This window comes from Saccharolobus shibatae B12, from assembly GCF_019175345.1.
GTDB classification, from domain to species: domain Archaea; phylum Thermoproteota; class Thermoprotei_A; order Sulfolobales; family Sulfolobaceae; genus Saccharolobus; species Saccharolobus shibatae.
In genome coordinates, this window is record NZ_CP077717.1 from 273,943 (window position 1) to 294,362 (window position 20,420).

General features: G+C 34.0%; 24 protein-coding genes. 11 read left to right on the top strand and 13 right to left on the bottom strand.

What is annotated here, in order from left to right; translation table 11 throughout:
* Window positions 1-15 precede the first annotated feature (15 nt).
* The 3 genes from J5U23_RS01825 (at window position 16) to J5U23_RS01835 (ending at window position 3,899) form a co-directional block, all read left to right on the top strand.
* The gene (locus tag J5U23_RS01825) at window positions 16-1,173 is read left to right on the top strand and encodes a hypothetical protein (protein WP_218259196.1); all 1,158 of its coding nucleotides are present in this window, start codon (window positions 16-18) and stop codon (window positions 1,171-1,173) included.
* 132 nt (window positions 1,174-1,305) lie between these two features.
* A complete protein-coding gene (locus J5U23_RS01830; RefSeq protein WP_218266746.1) occupies window positions 1,306-2,721 on the top strand; it encodes an MFS transporter in 1,416 nt (471 codons plus the stop codon).
* Window positions 2,722-3,413: 692 nt separating this feature from the next.
* Window positions 3,414-3,899: a hypothetical protein gene (locus tag J5U23_RS01835; RefSeq protein ID WP_218259198.1), complete on the top strand. Its 486-nt coding sequence runs from the start codon at window positions 3,414-3,416 to the stop codon at window positions 3,897-3,899.
* A gap of 16 nt (window positions 3,900-3,915) precedes the next feature.
* Here J5U23_RS01835 and J5U23_RS01840 read toward each other — a convergent pair whose 3' ends face one another.
* Window positions 3,916-4,200, bottom strand: coding sequence for an ATP cone domain-containing protein (locus J5U23_RS01840; protein ID WP_218259199.1), 285 nt, complete (start codon window positions 4,198-4,200; stop codon window positions 3,916-3,918).
* A 408-nt stretch (window positions 4,201-4,608) separates the two neighbouring features.
* Here J5U23_RS01840 and J5U23_RS01845 point away from each other — a divergent pair, with 408 nt between their 5' ends.
* Window positions 4,609-4,911 (top strand): hypothetical protein, encoded by a 303-nt coding sequence (locus J5U23_RS01845; protein ID WP_218266747.1) that lies wholly within the window; start codon window positions 4,609-4,611, stop codon window positions 4,909-4,911.
* 5 nt (window positions 4,912-4,916) lie between these two features.
* Here J5U23_RS01845 and J5U23_RS01850 read toward each other — a convergent pair whose 3' ends face one another.
* The 8 genes from J5U23_RS01850 to tsaA form a co-directional block, all read right to left on the bottom strand.
* On the bottom strand, window positions 4,917-5,696 hold the full coding sequence (locus tag J5U23_RS01850) for a hypothetical protein (RefSeq protein ID WP_218259201.1): 780 nt from the start codon (window positions 5,694-5,696) through the stop codon (window positions 4,917-4,919).
* A gap of 1,117 nt (window positions 5,697-6,813) precedes the next feature.
* Window positions 6,814-7,242: a type II toxin-antitoxin system VapC family toxin gene (locus tag J5U23_RS01855; protein ID WP_218259202.1), complete on the bottom strand. Its 429-nt coding sequence runs from the start codon at window positions 7,240-7,242 to the stop codon at window positions 6,814-6,816.
* A complete protein-coding gene (locus J5U23_RS01860) occupies window positions 7,211-7,435 on the bottom strand; it encodes an AbrB/MazE/SpoVT family DNA-binding domain-containing protein (protein WP_218266748.1) in 225 nt (74 codons plus the stop codon). The genes J5U23_RS01855 and J5U23_RS01860 overlap by 32 nt, the downstream gene beginning before the upstream one ends.
* Window positions 7,436-7,896: 461 nt before the next feature.
* Complete coding sequence (locus tag J5U23_RS01865; protein ID WP_407690810.1) at window positions 7,897-8,043, bottom strand: hypothetical protein; 147 nt, start codon at window positions 8,041-8,043, stop codon at window positions 7,897-7,899.
* A gap of 174 nt (window positions 8,044-8,217) precedes the next feature.
* A complete protein-coding gene (locus J5U23_RS01870) occupies window positions 8,218-8,586 on the bottom strand; it encodes a winged helix-turn-helix transcriptional regulator (protein WP_218259204.1) in 369 nt (122 codons plus the stop codon).
* A 40-nt stretch (window positions 8,587-8,626) separates the two neighbouring features.
* Window positions 8,627-10,030, bottom strand: a complete 1,404-nt coding sequence (locus J5U23_RS01875) for a hypothetical protein (RefSeq protein WP_218266749.1) — start codon at window positions 10,028-10,030, stop codon at window positions 8,627-8,629.
* A 133-nt stretch (window positions 10,031-10,163) separates the two neighbouring features.
* Window positions 10,164-10,559, bottom strand: coding sequence for a CBS domain-containing protein (locus J5U23_RS01880; RefSeq protein ID WP_218259206.1), 396 nt, complete (start codon window positions 10,557-10,559; stop codon window positions 10,164-10,166).
* Between the two features lie 52 nt (window positions 10,560-10,611).
* Window positions 10,612-11,019: a tRNA (N6-threonylcarbamoyladenosine(37)-N6)-methyltransferase TrmO gene (tsaA, locus tag J5U23_RS01885; RefSeq protein ID WP_218266750.1), complete on the bottom strand. Its 408-nt coding sequence runs from the start codon at window positions 11,017-11,019 to the stop codon at window positions 10,612-10,614.
* Between the two features lie 12 nt (window positions 11,020-11,031).
* Between tsaA and J5U23_RS01890 the strand changes: the two genes are divergently transcribed.
* The 4 genes from J5U23_RS01890 (at window position 11,032) to J5U23_RS01905 (ending at window position 14,329) form a co-directional block, all read left to right on the top strand.
* On the top strand, window positions 11,032-11,859 hold the full coding sequence (locus J5U23_RS01890; protein WP_218259208.1) for an ABC transporter ATP-binding protein: 828 nt from the start codon (window positions 11,032-11,034) through the stop codon (window positions 11,857-11,859).
* Window positions 11,840-12,583, top strand: coding sequence for an ABC transporter permease (locus J5U23_RS01895; protein WP_218259209.1), 744 nt, complete (start codon window positions 11,840-11,842; stop codon window positions 12,581-12,583). The genes J5U23_RS01890 and J5U23_RS01895 overlap by 20 nt, the downstream gene beginning before the upstream one ends.
* 249 nt (window positions 12,584-12,832) lie before the next feature.
* Window positions 12,833-13,312: an NUDIX hydrolase gene (locus tag J5U23_RS01900; protein ID WP_218266751.1), complete on the top strand. Its 480-nt coding sequence runs from the start codon at window positions 12,833-12,835 to the stop codon at window positions 13,310-13,312.
* 27 nt (window positions 13,313-13,339) lie between these two features.
* Entirely contained in the window at window positions 13,340-14,329 is a 990-nt protein-coding gene (locus tag J5U23_RS01905) for a hypothetical protein (protein WP_218266752.1), read from the top strand.
* Here J5U23_RS01905 and J5U23_RS16055 read toward each other — a convergent pair.
* Window positions 14,316-14,498 carry a hypothetical protein gene (locus tag J5U23_RS16055; protein WP_218260195.1) on the bottom strand — a complete coding sequence of 61 codons (183 nt, stop codon included), beginning with the start codon at window positions 14,496-14,498 and terminating at the stop codon, window positions 14,316-14,318. The genes J5U23_RS01905 and J5U23_RS16055 overlap by 14 nt on opposite strands.
* A 472-nt stretch (window positions 14,499-14,970) precedes the next feature.
* Here J5U23_RS16055 and J5U23_RS01920 point away from each other — a divergent pair, with 472 nt between their 5' ends.
* The 3 genes from J5U23_RS01920 (at window position 14,971) to J5U23_RS01930 (ending at window position 18,557) form a co-directional block, all read left to right on the top strand.
* Window positions 14,971-16,050 carry an FAD-binding oxidoreductase gene (locus J5U23_RS01920; protein ID WP_218266753.1) on the top strand — a complete coding sequence of 360 codons (1,080 nt, stop codon included), beginning with the start codon at window positions 14,971-14,973 and terminating at the stop codon, window positions 16,048-16,050.
* 72 nt (window positions 16,051-16,122) lie between these two features.
* Entirely contained in the window at window positions 16,123-17,526 is a 1,404-nt protein-coding gene (locus J5U23_RS01925; RefSeq protein ID WP_218266754.1) for an FAD-binding oxidoreductase, read from the top strand.
* Complete coding sequence (locus J5U23_RS01930) at window positions 17,523-18,557, top strand: (Fe-S)-binding protein (RefSeq protein ID WP_218266755.1); 1,035 nt, start codon at window positions 17,523-17,525, stop codon at window positions 18,555-18,557. The genes J5U23_RS01925 and J5U23_RS01930 overlap by 4 nt, the downstream gene beginning before the upstream one ends.
* On the opposite strand, the gene J5U23_RS01935 is transcribed toward J5U23_RS01930, so the two are convergent.
* Genes J5U23_RS01935 through J5U23_RS01945 form a run of 3 tightly spaced genes read right to left on the bottom strand, consistent with a single transcriptional unit; the run spans window position 18,543 to window position 20,418 of the window.
* Entirely contained in the window at window positions 18,543-19,331 is a 789-nt protein-coding gene (locus tag J5U23_RS01935) for a lipoate--protein ligase family protein (RefSeq protein WP_218266756.1), read from the bottom strand. The genes J5U23_RS01930 and J5U23_RS01935 overlap by 15 nt on opposite strands.
* Complete coding sequence (gene lipA / locus J5U23_RS01940) at window positions 19,312-20,169, bottom strand: lipoyl synthase (RefSeq protein ID WP_218266757.1); 858 nt, start codon at window positions 20,167-20,169, stop codon at window positions 19,312-19,314. Before lipA ends, J5U23_RS01935 begins: the two co-directional genes overlap by 20 nt.
* Before the next feature lie 3 nt (window positions 20,170-20,172).
* Window positions 20,173-20,418, bottom strand: a complete 246-nt coding sequence (locus J5U23_RS01945) for a biotin/lipoyl-containing protein (protein WP_218266758.1) — start codon at window positions 20,416-20,418, stop codon at window positions 20,173-20,175.
* Between the last annotated feature and the right edge of the window lie 2 nt (window positions 20,419-20,420).

Below are 20,420 nucleotides of genomic sequence, written 5' to 3' on the forward strand. Positions count from 1 at the left end.
CCCAATGTATGTTATATGAGAGTATTCCTACTCATCATGCTAACTTTAATTTTCTTCCTTTCATCTTTAATATCGTATGGTAATGTCGTAGTGAATTACTCTTCATATCAACTTCACGGTTCAGAGATTCTTTACTCTTATTCTAACTCATCATGTATTATAGACGAAAAGCTCATTCCAATAAATATAACTTCAGTTACCTATGTAGTTAGAATATCGTATTTCCCTAACTGGACCTTGAGTATTTCAACAAATCTGCCTAATATATTCTCAATATTTGTAGGAAAGTTTTTACTATGGAGTGGTTTTGAGACTAGTGGATTTAACGCGACATTTCTTATCCCTTATATGAACCCCCTAAACTTAACGATATGGATAATGAATTATCCTAATCCAATTTATTTGAACAGAATAATACAAATGGGAGAAGAAATGGCACTTCCGGGCGAAATTAGTAATCTATACACTTTTAGAACAGAAATCTTGAATACATTAAAGATAAACGACACGTTGCCTCCTCTTCCCTCTCCTCCCTCATATTATATACTAACTTACAACTACACCTATGCTCCAGTTACAGTATTTAACTCATCTGAGGATCTAATTAACATTATTAGGGGTGTTAATGGGATACCCGTCTTAGAGGTTGGATTAGTGCACTCCAATAATCTCACATTTTACTTCTATAACATATCAAATAAACGAGTATTTCCCGCAGTTGAAATTGACAAAAACCTTGTAATAACAACCAATGGAGTAGAAACGCCATTTCCAGTCAAATCCTCGTTGGCTAGTGAAAATTTATCATTTGTAATTGTTAACTCAACTACTGCATTGATAATAGTTAACAAAAGTGAAATTTATTTACCAATCTACAATATAACCTCAGAAGAGCCTAGTTTCATTTTCATGTACGGCAAAATACTCTTAGGCTATTCAATTTTTGTTAGCTCTCCAGGAATTTACCACGTAAGTGGACACTATAGTCTGGTTAATGCTCCATACGTAACCACTAAAGGATCAACCTACTTCATAAGCTTTAACAAGGGATATTATTTTGCTTTACCCCAGTCCTTATTGTTAAATATAGACACTATTCCGCTTCTTTTTGCAGCTATTATATCTTCTCTATTAACTATTCTAATTTTGCTTATAAATAAGATATTCCGCTAGAGTTTTTTAAATCTCATCTACAAATGTTTAAGCAAAAAAGGGGGCTATATAGATTATATAGTTGACAATAGATTATATTTACTTTATAGGTAAAATATATAATAGCAGAGGCTGATATAGGCATGAGAAAAAATGGATAAAGGAATTTCAAAAACGCCTTTTGCTTCCATTGATTCATTAAAACTAACTTTTAACCATATTAAAGTTTGGTACACTTCCGGTATGGGATTTTTTACTGATGCTTATGATTTGTTCATAATAAGTGCAATTCTGGACGTTTTAATACAGTTGCATGACCCTAATTTTCCACTTAATGGTTTTACGGAGGGTCTTTTAGCGTCATCTGCGTTATGGACGGCAATAATTGGGCAATTAGTCTTTGGTTTCTTGGGTGATAAGATAGGAAGGAAGGCAATATATGGGATTGAAGCAATGTTAATGACAGCTGGTGCTTTACTTTCTGCTATCTCTCCAAACATATATTGGCTAATTATTTTCAGATCATTAATGGGTTTAGGAATAGGTGGAGATTACCCAATTTCGGCTACTATAATGAGTGAGTATGCTAATGTTAAAGACAGAGGTAAGTTGATAGCTTTAGTATTTGCAAATCAAGGATTAGGTAGTTTAGCGGCAGTTGCAGTAGGGATTAGTACTGTTTTAGCGTTTCCCTTAGATATTTCTTGGAGGGTGATGGCAGCAATAGGTGCTATACCGGCAGCGACTGTAATCTACCTTAGAAGAAAAACTCCAGAAACTCCTAGATATTCAATGTTAGTGAAGGGTAGTGTACAAGAAGCTAAGAAAGCTGCTGAGTTCCTAGGTGGTAAAATCGAGGAAAGGAAAGCTTACTCGAAGCCTATATCGCTGTCAGAGTTCCTATCTAAATACTGGCTAACACTAATAGGTACTGCAGTTCCATGGTTTATCCTTGATATAGCTTTTTATGGAACTGGAATATACTCTGGTGCAATAACTCAATTAATATTAGGAAAACCCAGTAGTATAGCGAATTTAATATTAGAACAAGGTTTGCCATATATGGTAGGATTTTTCGGTTACTTCACGGCAGTTAGTTTGATGGATAAGTTAGGAAGAAGAATTATACAGTTGCAAGGCTTTATATTGATGGCGATAATTTATGCAGTTGTTTCCTCATTCTTAATAGTTAGCGGTACTAAGGTAATTGGTTTAACGATTCCAGCTGAACTTGGATTCTTAATATACGCACTATCGTTCTTCTTCATAGACTTTGGTCCTAATACTACAACCTTTGTACTCCCTGCTGAAACTTACCCAACTAGGGCTAGGACTACTGGCCATGGGATTAGTGCAGCATCAGGTAAATTGGGGGCTGCAATAACTACTTACCTATTCCCTACACTTTTGGCCTCGATAGGAATAAAGAATATTTTAATAATGCTTTCAGTGCTATCAATACTAGGCGCGATAGTAACTCTAATAGCTGTTAAGGAAACTAAGGGTAAGAGTTTAGAGGAAATAAGTGAAGAAGAGGTAATTGTTCAAGAAGAGCAAGCCTCTAAATAAATTAACTTTATGTAGAAAGTCTTTTAAATAACATCATTTTAGTTGGGAACCTCTTTTCTCTTTTAATACGGAATTTTACGTTTAATTTTTTTAATTATATAGTAACATTATGGTGAGGAATCTTTCGCCATTGCAAATTTCAATTGTGTAAACATTTGAATCAATTGTTGGGAAGTTAAGTGGTGTTGAGAAAGGTAGTATGTAACAATAAAGATACTACATTTTACCCTAACACTTAGTTAAGGCTCACTAACTTTTCCATATCCTCTACTTTAAATCTCCATCTTCGTGTTCTAGGATTACTGGTTTTATGTTTTCTTTACGTGGTTCTGTAGTGTATGGAAAGAGGTAGGTCTCTTGCATAGTTCTCTTATCTCTTAAGTATTAAAATTGAACATAAAATCTGAAGTTATAAATTTTTAGTACAACGGAAATAGACTATTGGAGCTCTATCAGTTTCTCAATTTACTAATTAATAATAAGACTCCCTATTAAGGGTAAGTCATTATCATAAATATGACTTATAATATTTTGATAAATCTTAGCCAAACTTAGTATTTGAAATAATTACTAAATAAAGTTATTATATTAGGGGATTCATTCAGTTTTGTTGTCTCTTTTTATGTTTCACTTTAATTGGAACGCGTTTCGAAACGTGATCCTTAAAAGAACTAAACACTTAGACTATCTTAATGAAAACAGCTCTACTAGCCTTAGTGATAGCGGGTGCATTTGTAGCGGGACTAACAACTGCTGGTGTAGCGGGCTATGGACCACTAGCGTATATATCATACCATATTATGGTAAGTCAACAACAAGGTCAAGCGCAAATAATACCAGCATATATTAACTTAGGTAATCTATCTGCTGGGGAAAAGGGCAATACAACTGCTACTGCAGTAATCAACATTTCATCTAATGGAACATATACAATAGATTTGCTCCATGCTGAGAAACTTCAAAAGGTTTTCAGCAATTTCACGGTAGAATTAAAGATAAACAACCATACTATAATTCTTACACCAGAAAACGATAGTGCCAATGTCAGTTTAACGAGTGGGTCCTACAAGATTTCAATATTAATTATATTCCAAGTATCCCAGCATCCTAGAGGAGATTTAAACGTTAGCAATGAGCCACTACTCATTATCCATCCACAAGGCGATGATAATAGTTAAAAGGCAATTTTTTTTTTTATTTTTGTAATTCTTTTTCAGTCTCTCTCTTCTTGACTGCCCTATCGTAGATAATCCAGTTCTTATACCATTCCTCATTTTCCTTCCTTAGAAATCCTAGAATTATACCTGTTAATTCCTTCGCTGTCACCTTATCTTTTCCATCCATGTATATTTTTCCGACAGTCATGTAAGCTATTTTCCTAGCCACGTTAACTGGTGCACCTGTTTTCAATACGCTGACTACAATCTTTTCCCATATAAGTTCCTCTTCAGTTCCATCTCTTTTAACTACTTTTATCATGATTTAAAAATACTCATGATATAATTTAAATTTTTATTAATCAGTCAGTTAGTTGTTTAAAATAAAGAGTACTTACATATGCATAAAAATATGCAAGATTTTTGAACGAGAAGGCACAGAAAAATTTTGGGAAGGTTAATTTACAACAATTTTATGATTCAATTGTAATGGAATGAATAACTATAGCGCACATTTTTAAGCAGATATCTGCATATAACTTCAAAACGTTAGAAAGACTATTCATAAAAGAGGACTATCACCTAATCGACTTTCACGAGGAAAATCAGATACATGTAACCTTAACTCCTAAAAAAGATTTCTAATACAAATTAACGGCAATTTCATAGCTTAAGTTCATAATTTCCGGTTTAAGTAGGACACACTTTATGAAAATCCCTTAATTTTTGCATGTTTCAAAACATTTTTATTCATAAAATGAGAGTTTTTATTATGAGCGTAGAGATTAATGAAAAAGGTGTTACGATAAAAATACCTACGTTATCTACTTTCATTTCATTCCCTAGAGATCAAATTGAAAAAATTGAAGAAGTGATACCTCCAGATGAGATATGTAGCTTTGCTAGATATAAGGGAGTTATATTCGCCGGAAGCACGATAGATGGTAAGGTGATGTATTATAATGTGAGGAAAGGGGAGAGATGCTTATTATTAGTTCTTAAAGATGGAAGAAAGGTCTACGTAGGAACGTGAATTATCTAACTAATTAATTCAACTTTCTCATTATTTATTTTTGCTAGAAGGAATTTAATCTCATTGAATTTAAGCGAATCTTTGTGAACCTTTACTCCCATCTCGCTAAACATTTTTATAATATTATCATCTATTCCTATTAGCCCCCATCTTGGGATTACATACTCATAATTGTAGTCTAAATTTGGTGTAATCACGGTTTTCTCTAGAATTTCCTTAGCCTTATTTTTATCGTAGGAGTATATAATATAGACCATAAAGGCGTCCAATTCCCTTTTCCTGTCTAAGCTTTCAATTACTTTATTGTAAGCTTTTTCAACTGACACTCTAAATAAACTTCGTAAATTCTCATATATATTTATGAAGTCCCATCCATATTCTTCTATAAGCTTCTTTACTGCTTCATCTGCTATCGTGTCATATATTTTCACGTTGTTTATTGAAATCTTGCCAAAGGCATATTTTAAATAATTATAATCATTATTTCCACTTTTCCTATCTTTCAAATAACACGCTTCCAATAGGTCTCCATAAAATCCACCCACTTTTACTATACTATCGATGAGGCTATACGTTACTATATCGAAATATTTGGATAGTGGAATTATCTTGTAATAGAAATATCGATCAGAATTTATTTTATTAGCTACGTCATCTCCTATCTCTAACCTAGAAAAATCTACCTTTGAACCTAATTGATCGATTAATGATATTTCTCCATTTACTGAAGTCAACGTATAATCATCGAATTCCACCTTATACTTCCTTTTTCCCTTAATTGGCATTACGTTAGAGTGTGATGATTCTCATATAAAAATTTTTATGAAGGTTAGATTTTCCCACGTTCTTCTTATACCTATAATCTGTACCCACCTAATTTGTAGCTTGCGCCTTACGACTAAAAGCCTCGCCATATATTGTAGGAATAAATATAGTATAAAAATTTTAAATTTTTAAATTGAAAATTATTCAGAATTTTTCCAACTCTAAAGGAAATACTCCCTTTCATGGTAGATCCAAAATCATCTCCCTAAAAATAAATCTATTGTATTAATAAACGTTTTTCTAGCTTAAATGGAGAATTTTCTATATAATGTCGTTATTATGTTACAAACTTTTCGACAAAAAATTAAGTTCGTATTTTTTAGGCTAAAATTCATAATAAACTAAGTGGATTTTCTACAAAACGTAAAAATTTATACCTTAATGACGACACCATGTCCATACTCATATAATATAGAGGAATATATAGAACATACATATTATATTGAGTTTTTCGATCTCACTCTACATAATATATTTATTAAATATATTTTTGCCGGGGGTTTACAATATCAGAGCTATGCTCGTAATTACAAAAGTTTTCTCTGAAATAAGAAGTGAGAACTTGATAAGATATGTACATCGAACATACGTAGTTTAGAATACTTAAAAACCATAAAAAGATAATTTACATAAATTAAGTCTAAGGTATTAAGAAACATTAGTCGTCTTGTAAAGATGGGGATGAGCTTGTTACCTAAATAGATCGTATACGTATGTTAATATTCTTATAGTTTCCTTGCTAATAACGTATTAAAGTGTAGAGATGATATCGTCCTTAAGCTATAAATTCTAGAATTAATTTTCTTTACCATAAAACTGTATCTCATGAATATTTGATAACCTCCAAACTCCTATTTACAGCTTTTATACCCTTTTTTAATGAGCCTATCCATCCACGAAGGGTTTAAGGGCTCATTAAGGTGAAATAGGAGGTGCTAAAAAAGCTTTTATTATTGAAAAAGAGGATTGTTGAAAGTTAGACTTGGTACATTCATTCAACTTTAAGTTAATTCAGTAAGAAAAACTCTAAGCTAGCTAGTAATATTTAGCTTAATAGTTACACTTCGAGGTGGACATTCACAAGATCTTCACATTCAATTTTCTAAAATGTTTTTCATCAAAAGTGTAAATCTCGTTGATACCATTTTTCATCATTATAACATAAGCCAGAGCATCGTTGATGCTTAAGTTTTCCTCATTGGCTATTTTAACAGCTTCAGTGTAATCTTGGACTGTGACTTCTTTAACGAGAATATTCTCGTTGTTAATCACGTTTTCGATAACCTTAATTGAGGTCGTGAGGTTAGATAAGCTCTCAATTACGTTAGCAATTTCAGATATGTGAACTACAGTAGTTAGAACTTTTTCCTCCCCGTTATCAATTCGCGTCAATATTTCCTTTGCTTTCTCTTTCATTTTCACAATCTTTTCATCAACTGAACGTTTTGGTTTCAGTAATGCATATATAAACACGTTAGAATCTATAAACTTTACGTTTAAGCTCATGCCAATCACCTGGCAATTCTTCAACATCAATGCTGTCAATAAGTTTTGTTAAATTTGAAACACGGGGGTAAAGCTCAATCCTATCGTCTTTTAAAACTAGGATGAACTCGTCAGTGTTAAACTTGTCCCTCCATTCTTTTGGTATAACTATCCTTCCTTGGATGTCAACTCTCTTTATTACCACTTTCTCCATCTTTTACCAAAGAATAATCTAATCACCAAATAATTAAACTTAACTATCAGAATATTGAGTGTGGACATGCTGCCATCATTTGTATATAAAATTTATAAAATGTTCTTCCTTATATAAGGAGTATGAATATTGAACTAACACATTATTATATGCAAAAATTCATATAAATATAAAGCTTCTCTTATTAAATAATAAGGGAAATCAATATTTATCAATACAAGTTATACTGGTTGATTTTATCAATTCGCTCGTTTTCAGCATCTTAAGTTAAAACTGATCCTTGTAAGTCTTTATAACTATATAGGATAAAACCCCGAGTAGGAGTGCAAGTAAATTTTTCTAGGGGCTGAAGGTAGTTGATATTATGCAAGAAAAACATGGTATTATGAAAGTAAAGAATATCCGTATACACGAACAATATTCGATCATGAAAAGTGACATTAAAACCATGTAGTGCCTTTTCAATATATCCACTTTACAACCCTTAGGCGAGATGTGAATATGTCCTCATAACCTAGCCTATCATTTGGCAACTCGTAGGATTTGCCTTGGAAATACATGACTACTTTATCTTTTGATACATCTTTTCCTGTAACTGGAACCTCCATGTATACCCTTATGTTTTTATTCGGCTTCAAGCCTAACTTCCGGTCCGAATTGGAGGTTAAGCTCTGCATGGAGCTTTACGCTCAAGGAAGTTAACGGCCTACACCCCAGCCAAATCTGTGTAATATAGATCTGACTAATATGTTTTATATAAGGGAGTCAGTTTCCTTTTAGTTCTAAAAATTCTCGTTCATTCGAATGCTATTTGTTATAGCAATTTGTGATAGAGTAAATTTCTCTCCCCATTTTCTAAGTTCATCGAATACTCTCTTCAGTTCCTTGCCTTTATCTGTTAATTCATAAACTACTATAACCGGACGAGAGTTTATAATTCTCCTCTCAATTATTCCGTAACTTTCCAATTCTTTTAGTGTCTTTGAGAGGGTTTTAGAGCTTAACAAGGTAAGTTTTTGAAGTTCATTAAATCGTTTAGGTCCTTCAAGTAAATACCTTATTGTTAACAGCTTCGGTTCGCTTCCAATTACAGCTATTGCGGAAACTATTGGGCATATTTCCTTTGGTTTATTGGATTTAGAAACTCTCATTATTTACACTTAACGAAGCACGTCTTATATACTTTATGTACTACGATCTTCTCTTTCTTATTGCAACTATTGATACGATAACTAACAAGATTACAACTACTCCAGAGATTAAAACGAGATTATTGGCTCCATATGGTATTATAGGTTGTTTAGTTTGTGTTATTGTAAGTAATGGATGGTCAGAATATACAATATAATACGTTCCACCAGGCTTTAAAGTTAATAGGTATAAGGTACTGTTGCGCATGAAAAAGTCCGTTTCATTTATAAATAATATTGAACTATTAGGTAACTCTTTCAATATCAAAAATGTGCCGTTATATTTAGGTGTTATTGGTATTAGTGAGATTGACGAGTTAGGGACAACAATTATTTTTTCTGCTAAGAACACCGTATTTTGAATTGTAATATTGGAGACAGATATATTTTTTGGATATGAGATTTCAATATCATAAACACTACCATTATCAAAAGCCAAGTATACACTTGACGTATTTTCAATACTAAATAATAATCCTATTTGTTTACTAACACCAACGAAGTAAGAGAACGTAATATTAGCAGTGCTTTCCACACTGTTATTACCAATTCCTAACATTATTATCCTATTATTAATTGTTGTAGTAATAACGTACTTAGGCGTATAGTATTCTGCGTTAAGATTTTTCAAGATTAATAGGCTCGATCCATTTACCTCCACGAATCCTGCAATATTGTCATCAATTCCAAAGAACTCAATTGCTGTAATATTGTTTGATCTCCAAATCATTGAGGGTAAAAACGTGTTGTTGAAAAATGATGACATAGAGACGTAAAAGTAACTTATATTTTCAAATGATCTATATGGCATGGGTAACTCAGTTGAAATCGTTATATTACGATATGATTTCAGTGTAAACGCTACATAGTTTAAGCCTATAAGGGGAACGGAGAGTTTTTGGTTGTGACCAATAGAAACATTTAAGCTATATGTAGAAGAACCGTTTAGATATTGTAATTCTAAGGTGCCACTCCCATTTACATAAGCGTAAGTCGAAATAAAGGCTGGTTTTGATAGATATCCAGCCCATATTACTTCTTGTAGACCTGAGGTATAGAGTATGGCCTTAATTAGTTGTGGGATACCACTATATATTTTTAATTTTCCTCCATCTATTGAAACATTTATTATTGAGTTATTATAATATACTAAATTTAACGGTTTAAGCAAATATGTAGTTTTATTGTAGCTGACTCCTACTTGTGTTACATTGCTGTAGATCGTCTTGTCTTCAACTCCACCTACCACGGTGTAATTTAGATACTCACCATTTCGTATTAAGTATGTCGAATACTGCTGTATGATTACTTGTTCTTTTTGTATATTAGCATGTTCTAATGGGATAATACCCAATGATATCAGAAATAAGAATAAAATAAAATATATTATAAATTTATTTTTCATCCTCTCCTTTTCCGGATTATCACATTTAAACTCATCTACTAAATTAGTACTAAAAAATATTTATAATATGGAATTAGATTGTTGCCAATATTTAATTCGTTATGGTTTTAACAATTTACTTTAGTAAGATAACTTACCATATTGCCAGATCAAGTGCCAATAGATTAACTGCCTTGGCTGCATCCCTGATAGATATTACTCCTACCAATTCACCATTTTGCCCAACTACTGCCAGATGTCTAACGTTATTTTGATACATGATTATCAACGCCTCTGTAACATCCTTATCTGGAGAAATAGTTATCAAACCTTTCGTCATGATTGTAGAAACTGGAGAATCTAATAATATCTCATCAGCGACCGCTCTTAAAATATCCCTTTCAGTAATTATCCCAATTGGCTTATTTGTCTCGTCTACTATTATAAGTGATCCTAGATTTTCCTTTCTCATAATTTTCGCAGCATCTCGTATACTCATTTCGGGCTTTGCTGTAACTGGATTTCTAACTATCAAATCTGCAACATACATAATTATATGAATTGCATTAAACTATATATTCTTTCTCTAATATATGGAAATATCACACAACATCATGCCATGTTGGAACTCTAATTTCCTCTGCCCTATCCCATTTATCGTATGGCTTTATATCCAGAACTGGAGTATTATTAAATGCATTTATACCTTTAGCTATTATAATATTACCTTTAATCTCGATCAATTCAGCTATAGATATGCCTATAGGATTTGGCCTGAATTGTGATCTTGTTGCTAAAACTCCTACCGTAACTCCTTTCCTTTCCCTCAACAATCTTCCATCAAAGTTAGCTAAATGTAGATGATAAACGACTATGATATGGGAGAACTCCTCTAATCCTTTTAACCCCTCTTCATATTCCTTATTTATATGGATTTCAACGGTTGCATTTCTAGATGTTGAATTGTTATTTCTCTTTATAAAACCTATATACTTAAAGCAAGCGTCCATTAATATAGATTTGTGCTTGAAACTATTAACCTTACTAAGGTTTACAGAGATGGGACTATCGCGTTGGATAACTTAACGTTTAGTGCGAATAGTAGAGTAGTTACGCTTTTAGGTAGGAACGGGGCTGGTAAGACAACGCTAACTCGAATTCTTTCAACTCAATTATTGCCCACTAGCGGAATTGCTAGGGTTCAAGGTTATGATGTAGTGAAGGACGCCAAGAAAGTTAGAAAAATAATAGCTTCAATACCTCAAGAGGCTAAGTCAATAGGCATAGCTAGTCCCATGGAACATTTGGTCATGTATTTAACAGCTAGGGGATTATCGTTTAAAGAGGCTACTGAAATTTCTAGGAGCGCTCTCAAAGAAGTCGGGCTATGGGAAGTTAAGGATAAACCAAGTGACGAACTCTCAGGTGGAATGAAAAGGAAGATTTTCGTCGCTATGGCTTTAGCATCAAATGCTGAGCTAGTATTATTGGATGAACCAACTACAGGGTTAGATCCATACTCTAGGTTAGAAGTCTGGTCCGTGTTAAAGAGTATAAAGAGCAAGATTTTGTTAACTACACATTATATGGAAGAAGCTGAAGAGCTCTCGGATGAGGTAATCCTTCTTCATAAGGGAAAGCTAATAGCTAAAGGAAGCATAAAGGAGCTTTTGGCTAAATTTGACAATAAGGTTAGAGTGGAGGGAATTGGTGATTATAAGATAGGAAGATTAAGGATTAGTTATATAGATAGGAATGAGGCATCTGATTATGTAGGGAAATATGTTATTAAGCCAATTACTTTGGAGGATCTGTTCATAATTTACGGTGGTGAGACTCTTGAGGAGTAGTTTTCTCTTAGCTTTTACAATATTTTATGGCTTATCCTCAATAAGGAGAGGATTTGTATACGTATTAACTTATCTCAGCATACCTCTAGCTGAACTGTTTTTAATATACATTATCACGAGGGGAGATTTCGTAAGGTTCGCCATTGTTGGAGGATTAATTAGCGTTATGGCCAACAATGGGTTCTCACTAATTGGTGATTTAGTGTTCTTAAGACTTGAAAGTAGACTTCAAGATTTGTTGGTTGCAACTAGTATAGGCCCTAGTGACTATATCATGGGATTAATGTTTGCAAATTTACTATACTCCTCTCCGGGAGTTATATTATACATTATACTTGCATTAGTGTACCACGTTTTGAATTTAACTAACTTTATACCATTATTAATTGATATTACTCTTCTCTTGTTTGCAACATCCTCCATAGGGTTCTTCTTGGCTAGCCTAGTACCTCATACGAGATATGGCTGGGGTTTTGCTGGTCTTTTATCTAGCATTTTAACCATAATACCACCGGTTTTTTATCCCTATACATTCCTCCCTAAGTCTCTTTACATTCCTTTGCTCATATTACCAACTACAGCTTCAGCAATATTCTCACAAGGGATTACAAATTTGGTAAATACAAGCGTGGAAATGTTAGTTATATCATTTCTAGTTCTGTTACTCGAATCTATATTGTTCTTTTTCCTCTCTGTTAGATTTAGCAGATGGAGAGAAAGATGATAGAAAAGAGGAGTTGGAGTTAACTTCGTACTCTATGAATACATGGCCACAATTAGGGCACTTTTTCACAACCTTGTTATTAACGTGCTCCACTAAGATTTCAACAACCTTACCGCATTTAGGACAAGTTCTTCTAGCCATGGAATAGCTCTTTTTTCCCGTTATCCTTTTAAGCGTTTTTCCATATTAATAAAAGCTAGAAGGCAATAGTGCATAAAAATTAATTGGAACTGTTTTTAGTTTCTAATTATGAACATTAGTAAACTTCTTCAGCTTCCACTAACTGATGATAATGAGAGCAATGCTGCAGTTGTAGTATTAATAGCTAAAGGCCAGTATATCTTGTTGATAAAGAGAGTTACTAATCCAAAGGATCCGTGGTCGGGTCAAATGGCTTTGCCAGGAGGTCATAGAGAAGATAATGAAACTACTCTTAAAGCAGCTATCAGAGAGTGTGAGGAGGAAGTTGGAATCAGGCCAAATATAAGGTCCAGTCTAGGAGTATTCTCACCTAATAATGCTAAAATAAAAGTTAGGGCATATATTGCATTACTTGATGAGCTAATAGAACCAAGGCCGAATCCAGCGGAGGTGGATAAGGTATTTTGGGTTCACGAAAGTGAATTCGCAAGGGGCGATAACGCATTTTATTATAAGCAATATAGAATTTGGGGGATGACATATAGGATACTTTCCAAATTGTTTGAAATAGTTGAACTTAAAATTTAAATTTTATATATAGTTAACGGTAATTGAATGATAAGGGCTGAGATTCCAACATCGTTATATAAAACTTTTCAAGAGGCAATAAAAGATATAGTAGTCAGCGATATGGAAGATGTTGTCCTAATATCGTTAGACGATTCTTTAATTGAAATAAGGAGTTATATTGACTCTAGAATTAGTAATACCGCTTTTTACTATGGACAGGAAAAGCTATGTGAAATTTTTGATTTAAATGAAGTCCATGACTATTTCAATCAAGGTCTGTACAAGCTTAATGAATATAAGAAATGTGTAAAGTATTGTTTGTTTTCGATTTCAAAATTTGTTAAGGAGAGATCTATTGAGCTTTCTTCTAGGAAATTTCTTTACGTTAATTCTGAAATTTTTGCCAATGTGACTAATATTATCGAACAGAACTATCCAATAATTGGTAAGAATAAAATTAAAGATCAAGTTCAATATTTGATAAAGGCTAATGATAAGGTAATAATATTGAGTGTGATAGTCTCTTTAATAGAAAGTAAGAAAATTTACGCTTTTGCTAATATAGAAGATGGAGACGATAGTAGGCAAATAGCTGTCTTGTTCTACGATAAGATATATTATGTTGATAGGTTAAAATTTGAGAATATTGATATTTTCGAGACCGGGATAAATAAAATAATTGATTACATAATTAATTATGATGAGAGTAAGGAGGAAGAGGCTGATAATTATTTGTTGCTAACAATAAACAACGTTGGGACTCTCTTGGAAAGGTTTATTTTGATTAGGAATATTATAGACGCTATTAACGATATTGCTTCTGATATTAATCTAAAGATAAATTTTGATTACTTTGAGGGAGAGTTTGATCTAAAACTAATTAAAGGTACAAATATCATTAGCATTGGTAAGGTTAAAGGTAATAGAATTCTTACGATGAATGGTTATGAAATAATAAATGATGCGTATAGTGCAATTAGAAGATTAATAGAAATTGGGATTGAGGAAATCAGGAAAGAATCTATCCACTCTTAATACAAATACTCTTTCCTTTCCTCTGGATAAATATATCGCAGCCATTATATGAAATCCAAAATTTAACTAAATCTCCTTCGCGCGAGATAAAAGATGCAGACTCATCTTCAGTATTTAACCACATTGCATACCTTCCATCTAAGGTGTCCATATGAGATTTGAATTCCATAATTCCTATTTCATCTAGAACTCTTTTAGCTAAAACGAGTTTATTAAGCCACGATTTTACGAAATTTACCTTATCCTTAGCTTCCTTTAGTCCAAAATATTTGTAGTAAAATAGTGATGGTGTATATAATGCCTCTAATACGGAGTTGTCACCAATAAAATAGATTTTTAGATTATATTTTATAAGAAACGAAATTATATCATCTATTTTATCCCTTATCTCATCAAAGTTGTCTATCTCATAAGCAAACCTATATTTCCCTAATTCCGAAATGGCTTCGTAGACTTGTTCACAGTGACCGTTTTGACATTTGGATAATAATAACTCGTTATTCCTCGTAAATTCAAATACGTAATAAAATTCACCACCATCGCAAGGTATCAATTTATCTTTATTTACGCAGTAAATGTATTTTGGCATAAATGTACTCTCGATAAAAAACTATTTTTATAATTTATCCACTTTTCTATTAATGGATTGGATTGATGAGTTAGCCAGAATCGTCAAAACATCAGACGGAAAAAATGAGGGTTCTACCATATGGAAAATTACAGCCATACCAAAAACTTATGAGGAACTTAGGGACGTAATTAAGTTTGCTAATGAGAGAAAGTTATCTATTTATCCATTATCATTTAATGCGCATCATATAGGTCCTCCCATTAATACCGATATAGGAGTTAAATTGAGCCAATTCAACAACGTTATTGAGATTTCAGACGAGGATCTTTACGTAACATCACAAGTTGGAGTAAAAGTTTCAGATTTGTTTGAAATGGTAAAAGCTAAGGGCTTATTTCTTCCAGCGTATTATGATGGATCCTTAGGAGGATTAATGGCAACTAACTTACCTACACCTTTCTCTTCATTTTACGGTTATCCTAAAAACCTAATATTAATGGCTAAAATAATAACTGGAGACGGTATCATAGCCAAGGGTGGTGGTAAAACCCTTAAATTCTCTTCTGGTTATAAAATACACAAAATTCTATCTGGTATGTTAGGCTGGTTAGGTATTTATCTGGAGGCAACTCTAAAGGTATACCCATTTCCAGAAGTGATTGCCACATTTCAGACAGATAAGGTTACCTTAACCAGTAAATATAGACCAATTTCCATAATACACGAAGTTGATGAGAAAGGCGAGAGGACTTACGTCACATTTATTGGATTTAAAAAGGCAATGAGCAAAATAGAGGAGGAAATTGGAGTAAAAGGACAAGATGGTTTCTATAATATAAACTACGTTGATAGTGAAAGGATTATTTCAATCCATACTGTAAGAGGGAGAGAGGTTGAGGAGATTAAGAAGGCTAAGAATATTATGAAGGTTAAAAGGGCGATAGGAATAGTTGGGACTGGTTATTGTAGATTGGAAGTAGCTTCATTTGACAATCTTAAGGTACTAAGGCAAGAAATAAACGGACATGTAGTGGTTGAAAGAGGAGATTATAAGGGAGATTACTGGGGAATTAGCGATAAAGAAACGTTGTACAAGCTAAAGGAAGCATTTGACCCCAATAATATTCTTCTACCCGGGTTATTACTTTAATAGCGAAGTTTATATAAGGCAAAGAGAAAATAGAAAGGGTATTTTATAAACCATCTTGAAGACATTAACCTTGTGATTAACAAATTAGCTGAGATAGTAGGCGAGGAGTGGGTAATAACAAGTGATGAAGTCAAGCTGTATTCTTATCCTGCATTTATACCTTTGAAAGTAGAGCCACCAGTTGTTGTTTTACCTGGAAGTGAGGAGGAAGTAATTTCCTTAGTGAATTTTCTTAACGAGAATAATATAAAGTACCTCGTAAGGGGTTCTGGGACAAGTTTAAGCGGGGCAACAACTCCGACACAAGGAGAGGTCATAATTTCGTTAACAAGGCTAAACAGAATTTATTCACTGGATAATTTTGAAATCACTGTAGGTCCAGGATTAGCAAACTTTCTAATTAATAAAACGCTAGGTAATCCTAACCTTTTTTATGCCCCAGATCCCTCAAGTTATGTAGTATCATCAATTGGCGGTAATATAAGTCATGACTCTGGGGGGATGCACACTCCAAAATACGGTACTACTTTCGATAGTGTAGTAAAATTAAGAGTTCTCCTGGCTGACGGAAAGGTTGAGGAAATTGGCGGTAATAATTTCTTTGATCCCACATCAATATTTGTAGGTGCAGAAGGCACTTTAGGGCTCATTTTAAGAGCAACGTTAAAGTTATTTCCAAAACCTGAGGTTAGTAAGACTCTTCTAGCATCGTTCAATTCAATTGACAATGCAGGAAAAGCCGTTGTAAGTGTTTATAAATCTGGAGTAACGCCGGCTGCAATGGAGTTTCTGGATAAGAATTCCATAATTGCCATAGAGAATACTCAATATAAGGCAAATTACCCTATGGCTGAAGCTATCCTTTTAATAGAACTTGATGGATACGGTGCCAATGTGGAGGAGGAAGAAGCTAGGGTAGTAAAGGCAGTAAGGGAGAATAATGGTGAAGTTTTCCTTCCTAAAGATGATGAAGAGAAAAACAGATGGTGGTGGGGCAGAAAGGGGGCTTTTCCTTCATTTGCCTACTATTCACCAGCTTACTTAACACTAGACGCTAATGTTCCTAGATCAACCTTGCCCACCATGTTAAGATTCACATATGAAATCAGTAAGAAGTATGCATTACCAGTTGCCAATAGTTTTCACGCTGGAGATGGGACTTTACATCCATTAATAGGATTCGATCCCAAAAACGTAGATGAGACAATTAAGGCGATTAAGGCAGCTGAGGAGATAACGAAATTGGCTATAAAATTAGGTGGGGTACCTAGTGGGGAACACGGTATTGGAATAGAAAAGATAAAGTTTATGAAGCTTTATTATTCGGAAGACGATTTAACCTTAATGCGAAGATTGAAGACGGCATTTGATTCCAAGAGACTTCTAAATCCATGTAAGTTAATCCCCCCGGCTAAGAATGAAATATGTAATACCGTTAATAGGGTTCACACTTACTTATTGGAGGGAGATATATGATCTCATCTTTGAAATTAACTGAAATGTGTACCCATTGCGGATTTTGTCTAGAAACTTGCCCAACTTATGTTGTAACTAGAAACGAAGTTCATTCACCTAGGGGTAGAATAGAAGCAGTGAGGCTTGGAATAAACAGTATTGGATTTGAGACGTGCATGTATTGTAGATTATGCGAAACTGCTTGTCCAGCAGGTGTTAAATACGCTCAAATTATCACACCAGTTAGGAAAAGCTCCACAAAGAAAACCTTAATGGAAAAGATGTTGGAAAACCCAAAATTACTAAGCAAGTCATTAAAACTGTTAGGTAAGGTAAATAGCTATCCAGAGATGGAAAGGTTCATGAAATTCGTTAAACCCAATGAGATCTCAGAACCATTGGAAACTAATGATGAAGGGGATATAATATTATTTCCTGGTTGTATAGAATCCGTTATATTTAGAAGAACTGTTGAAAAGGCTTACAAATTCTTAAGCAAAAAGTATAGGGTAAAAATTATAAATGGATGTTGTGGTTTAGCCCATATAAGTAATGGAAATCATGAAGGCGCTAGAAAGTTAGCAATGAAACTTGCTGAAAAGGTTAAGGGTAAAAAGGTCATAACATTACAGTCTAATTGTGCCGCATTTATGAAGGAGTATAAGGAATGGTTTGGTATAGAAATCAACGCATATGATTTTGCGGAGTTTTTAATCAAAGAAGGCATAGAATTACCTAAGGTTAACGATACATTTACTATTCACTATCCTTGTCACGCATATAGACAAAAGCTAAGTACGCATATTCGCAACGTTGTCGAGAAAATGGGGGTTAAAATAAGTGAAATGGAGGATCCACATTTCGAGTGTGGTGCTGGTGGAGATTATTGGATATCTCATCCTAAGTTATCTGACATGGTGATAAACGTTAAGAAGGAAAAGATAGCTAAAAGCGGTGTTAAAAAAGTTATTGTAACAAATAGCGTTTGTGCATTAGCCATAAGGTCGATGGGTTATGATGTATACCACATTGCTGACTTATTGGATACCTAATAAATTCCATCTCTCGTTAGAATATTTTTCCTTGTAAAGTCTATTAGCTAATTTTATTTCACTTGGAGTTAGGCTCCCCATAAACACGTCTTTTTCATTTAACGCCTTTGCGAAGCCTTTTATCATTGCGTCAAAAATTTGATCTATTCCCACTTCCATAAACTCGAATAGGCCCGCTATCCTACTTTTTAAGAACTCTTCAGTAACTCCGGGTGTTCTAATAACCTTTAGCCAAGTTTCTGGTTCAAACTTAAGCAGCAACGTGCCATGTTGTAACAACGCTTTATCATCCCTTACTTGAGCTGATCCAGATATTTTTCTCCCCGCTATTACCACATCGCTTGAACCACTCCTCAAATAGCACAAATCATGTTTTTTCATATCCCCTAAGCCTCTAATCTCAACGTTCTCCCCTAGGATTTGAAGAGTGTATAAGACGCCCTTGGCGATCTCTATGGCAGATTCATCAACACTTAACTTAGCTATTGTACTGTTTGTTGACAATACTACACTATATGTAATCTCGTTATCCTCAGGGTGTAATAATGCCCCACCACCAGTGGGTCTTCTCACTAACTTAAAGCCTAACTCCTTAATCCTATCTAAATACGCTGCGTTAGCGTTTTGTCCCCTCCCTAGGCTTACTCCAGAGGGAGACCACATATATAGTCTTAACGTATCGTAATTAACACTATTTCTACTCAGCATTATTGACTCATCAATTGCCATATTGTAATATGGATCTCTAGGACCATCAACTACTACTCTTAGCATTTTCAATCGCCTTTAAATATGTCTCTTTCGCCTTATAAGAGGTTCTAGCTAATGGTAGGGAGACCACGGCTGAAAAACCCATAGAGTAGGCTATTTCCTCAAGCTTCCTAAATTCCTCAAAAGTATAACGCTTCTTAACCTCCAATTGTTTACGACTAGGCCTCATGTATTGTGAAAGTACCAATATATTAACTCCTACACTTCTCAAATCTCTCATGGTCTCAATTATCTCATCCCAGGTCTCACCAAAACCTAATAGGATCGAGGATTTTTTTATTACGTTTTTTGCGTATTTTAAAACATTAAGGCTTTGCTCATATGAGGCTCTAGGGTCTCTTACTAATGGTGTTAATCTTCTTACAGTCTCAACGTTATGTGCAAATACGTCAACCCCCGCATCAATTACCTTTTTAACTGCGTTAAAATCTCCCCTAAAGTCTGGGGTTAACACTTCAACTACTACACCTGGGTTAAGTTCTTTTACTGCTTTTACTACGTTAGCGAAGTGTTGCGCTCCCCCATCAACTAGATCGTCTCTATCAACGCTAGTTATTACAACGTAATCCAGTTTCATCTCCTTTACCGCTTCTGCAACCCTTTTAGGTTCTTCATCGTCCAATTGCAAGGGCTTTCCCTTTAACACATAACAAAATCTACAACCTCTAGTACAAATGCTTCCCATGATCATAAATGTCGCAGTTCCAGACCCCCAACATTCCATAATGTTTGGACATAAGGCCTCTTCACATACTGTGGAAATACTTTTTGTCTTTACAATCTCCGCAACTCTTTTGAAGTTTTCATTTTCGTAAACTGTAATTTGAACTTTTTTCTCCATCCCCTAAACCTCTATTAACGCTATAACTGATCCAGGCGATACCTTATCTCCTTCTTTCACCAAAACTTTAACTACCTTACCATTGTACTGGGATAAAATCTTCAATATTGCCTTCTCAATTTCAACCTCAGCTATAACATCTCCTACCTTAATTTCGCTTCCTTCTTTTATGTATAACGAGACTATTTCCCCTCCCCAATCCCTTCTTCTAGGCCATATATCTTCAGGCATCTTTAACTCAGCTTGCACAA

Excerpts from the sequence above, each read along its gene's own strand:
- J5U23_RS01825 (WP_218259196.1), top strand. The coding sequence starts at position 16 with ATGAGAGTATTCCTACTCATCATGCTAACTTTAATTTTCTTCCTTTCA.
- J5U23_RS01830 (WP_218266746.1), top strand. The coding sequence starts at position 1,306 with ATGGATAAAGGAATTTCAAAAACGCCTTTTGCTTCCATTGATTCATTA.
- J5U23_RS01835 (WP_218259198.1), top strand. The coding sequence starts at position 3,414 with ATGAAAACAGCTCTACTAGCCTTAGTGATAGCGGGTGCATTTGTAGCG.
- J5U23_RS01840 (WP_218259199.1), bottom strand. The coding sequence starts at position 4,200 with ATGATAAAAGTAGTTAAAAGAGATGGAACTGAAGAGGAACTTATATGG.
- J5U23_RS01845 (WP_218266747.1), top strand. The coding sequence starts at position 4,609 with ATGTTTCAAAACATTTTTATTCATAAAATGAGAGTTTTTATTATGAGC.
- J5U23_RS01850 (WP_218259201.1), bottom strand. The coding sequence starts at position 5,696 with ATGCCAATTAAGGGAAAAAGGAAGTATAAGGTGGAATTCGATGATTAT.
- J5U23_RS01855 (WP_218259202.1), bottom strand. The coding sequence starts at position 7,242 with ATGAGCTTAAACGTAAAGTTTATAGATTCTAACGTGTTTATATATGCA.
- J5U23_RS01860 (WP_218266748.1), bottom strand. The coding sequence starts at position 7,435 with ATGGAGAAAGTGGTAATAAAGAGAGTTGACATCCAAGGAAGGATAGTT.
- J5U23_RS01865 (WP_407690810.1), bottom strand. The coding sequence starts at position 8,043 with ATGGAGGTTCCAGTTACAGGAAAAGATGTATCAAAAGATAAAGTAGTC.
- J5U23_RS01870 (WP_218259204.1), bottom strand. The coding sequence starts at position 8,586 with ATGAGAGTTTCTAAATCCAATAAACCAAAGGAAATATGCCCAATAGTT.
- J5U23_RS01875 (WP_218266749.1), bottom strand. The coding sequence starts at position 10,030 with ATGAAAAATAAATTTATAATATATTTTATTTTATTCTTATTTCTGATA.
- J5U23_RS01880 (WP_218259206.1), bottom strand. The coding sequence starts at position 10,559 with ATGTATGTTGCAGATTTGATAGTTAGAAATCCAGTTACAGCAAAGCCC.
- tsaA (WP_218266750.1), bottom strand. The coding sequence starts at position 11,019 with ATGGACGCTTGCTTTAAGTATATAGGTTTTATAAAGAGAAATAACAAT.
- J5U23_RS01900 (WP_218266751.1), top strand. The coding sequence starts at position 12,833 with ATGAACATTAGTAAACTTCTTCAGCTTCCACTAACTGATGATAATGAG.
- J5U23_RS01905 (WP_218266752.1), top strand. The coding sequence starts at position 13,340 with ATGATAAGGGCTGAGATTCCAACATCGTTATATAAAACTTTTCAAGAG.
- J5U23_RS16055 (WP_218260195.1), bottom strand. The coding sequence starts at position 14,498 with ATGGAATTCAAATCTCATATGGACACCTTAGATGGAAGGTATGCAATG.
- J5U23_RS01920 (WP_218266753.1), top strand. The coding sequence starts at position 14,971 with ATGGATTGGATTGATGAGTTAGCCAGAATCGTCAAAACATCAGACGGA.
- J5U23_RS01930 (WP_218266755.1), top strand. The coding sequence starts at position 17,523 with ATGATCTCATCTTTGAAATTAACTGAAATGTGTACCCATTGCGGATTT.
- J5U23_RS01935 (WP_218266756.1), bottom strand. The coding sequence starts at position 19,331 with ATGCTAAGAGTAGTAGTTGATGGTCCTAGAGATCCATATTACAATATG.
- lipA (WP_218266757.1), bottom strand. The coding sequence starts at position 20,169 with ATGGAGAAAAAAGTTCAAATTACAGTTTACGAAAATGAAAACTTCAAA.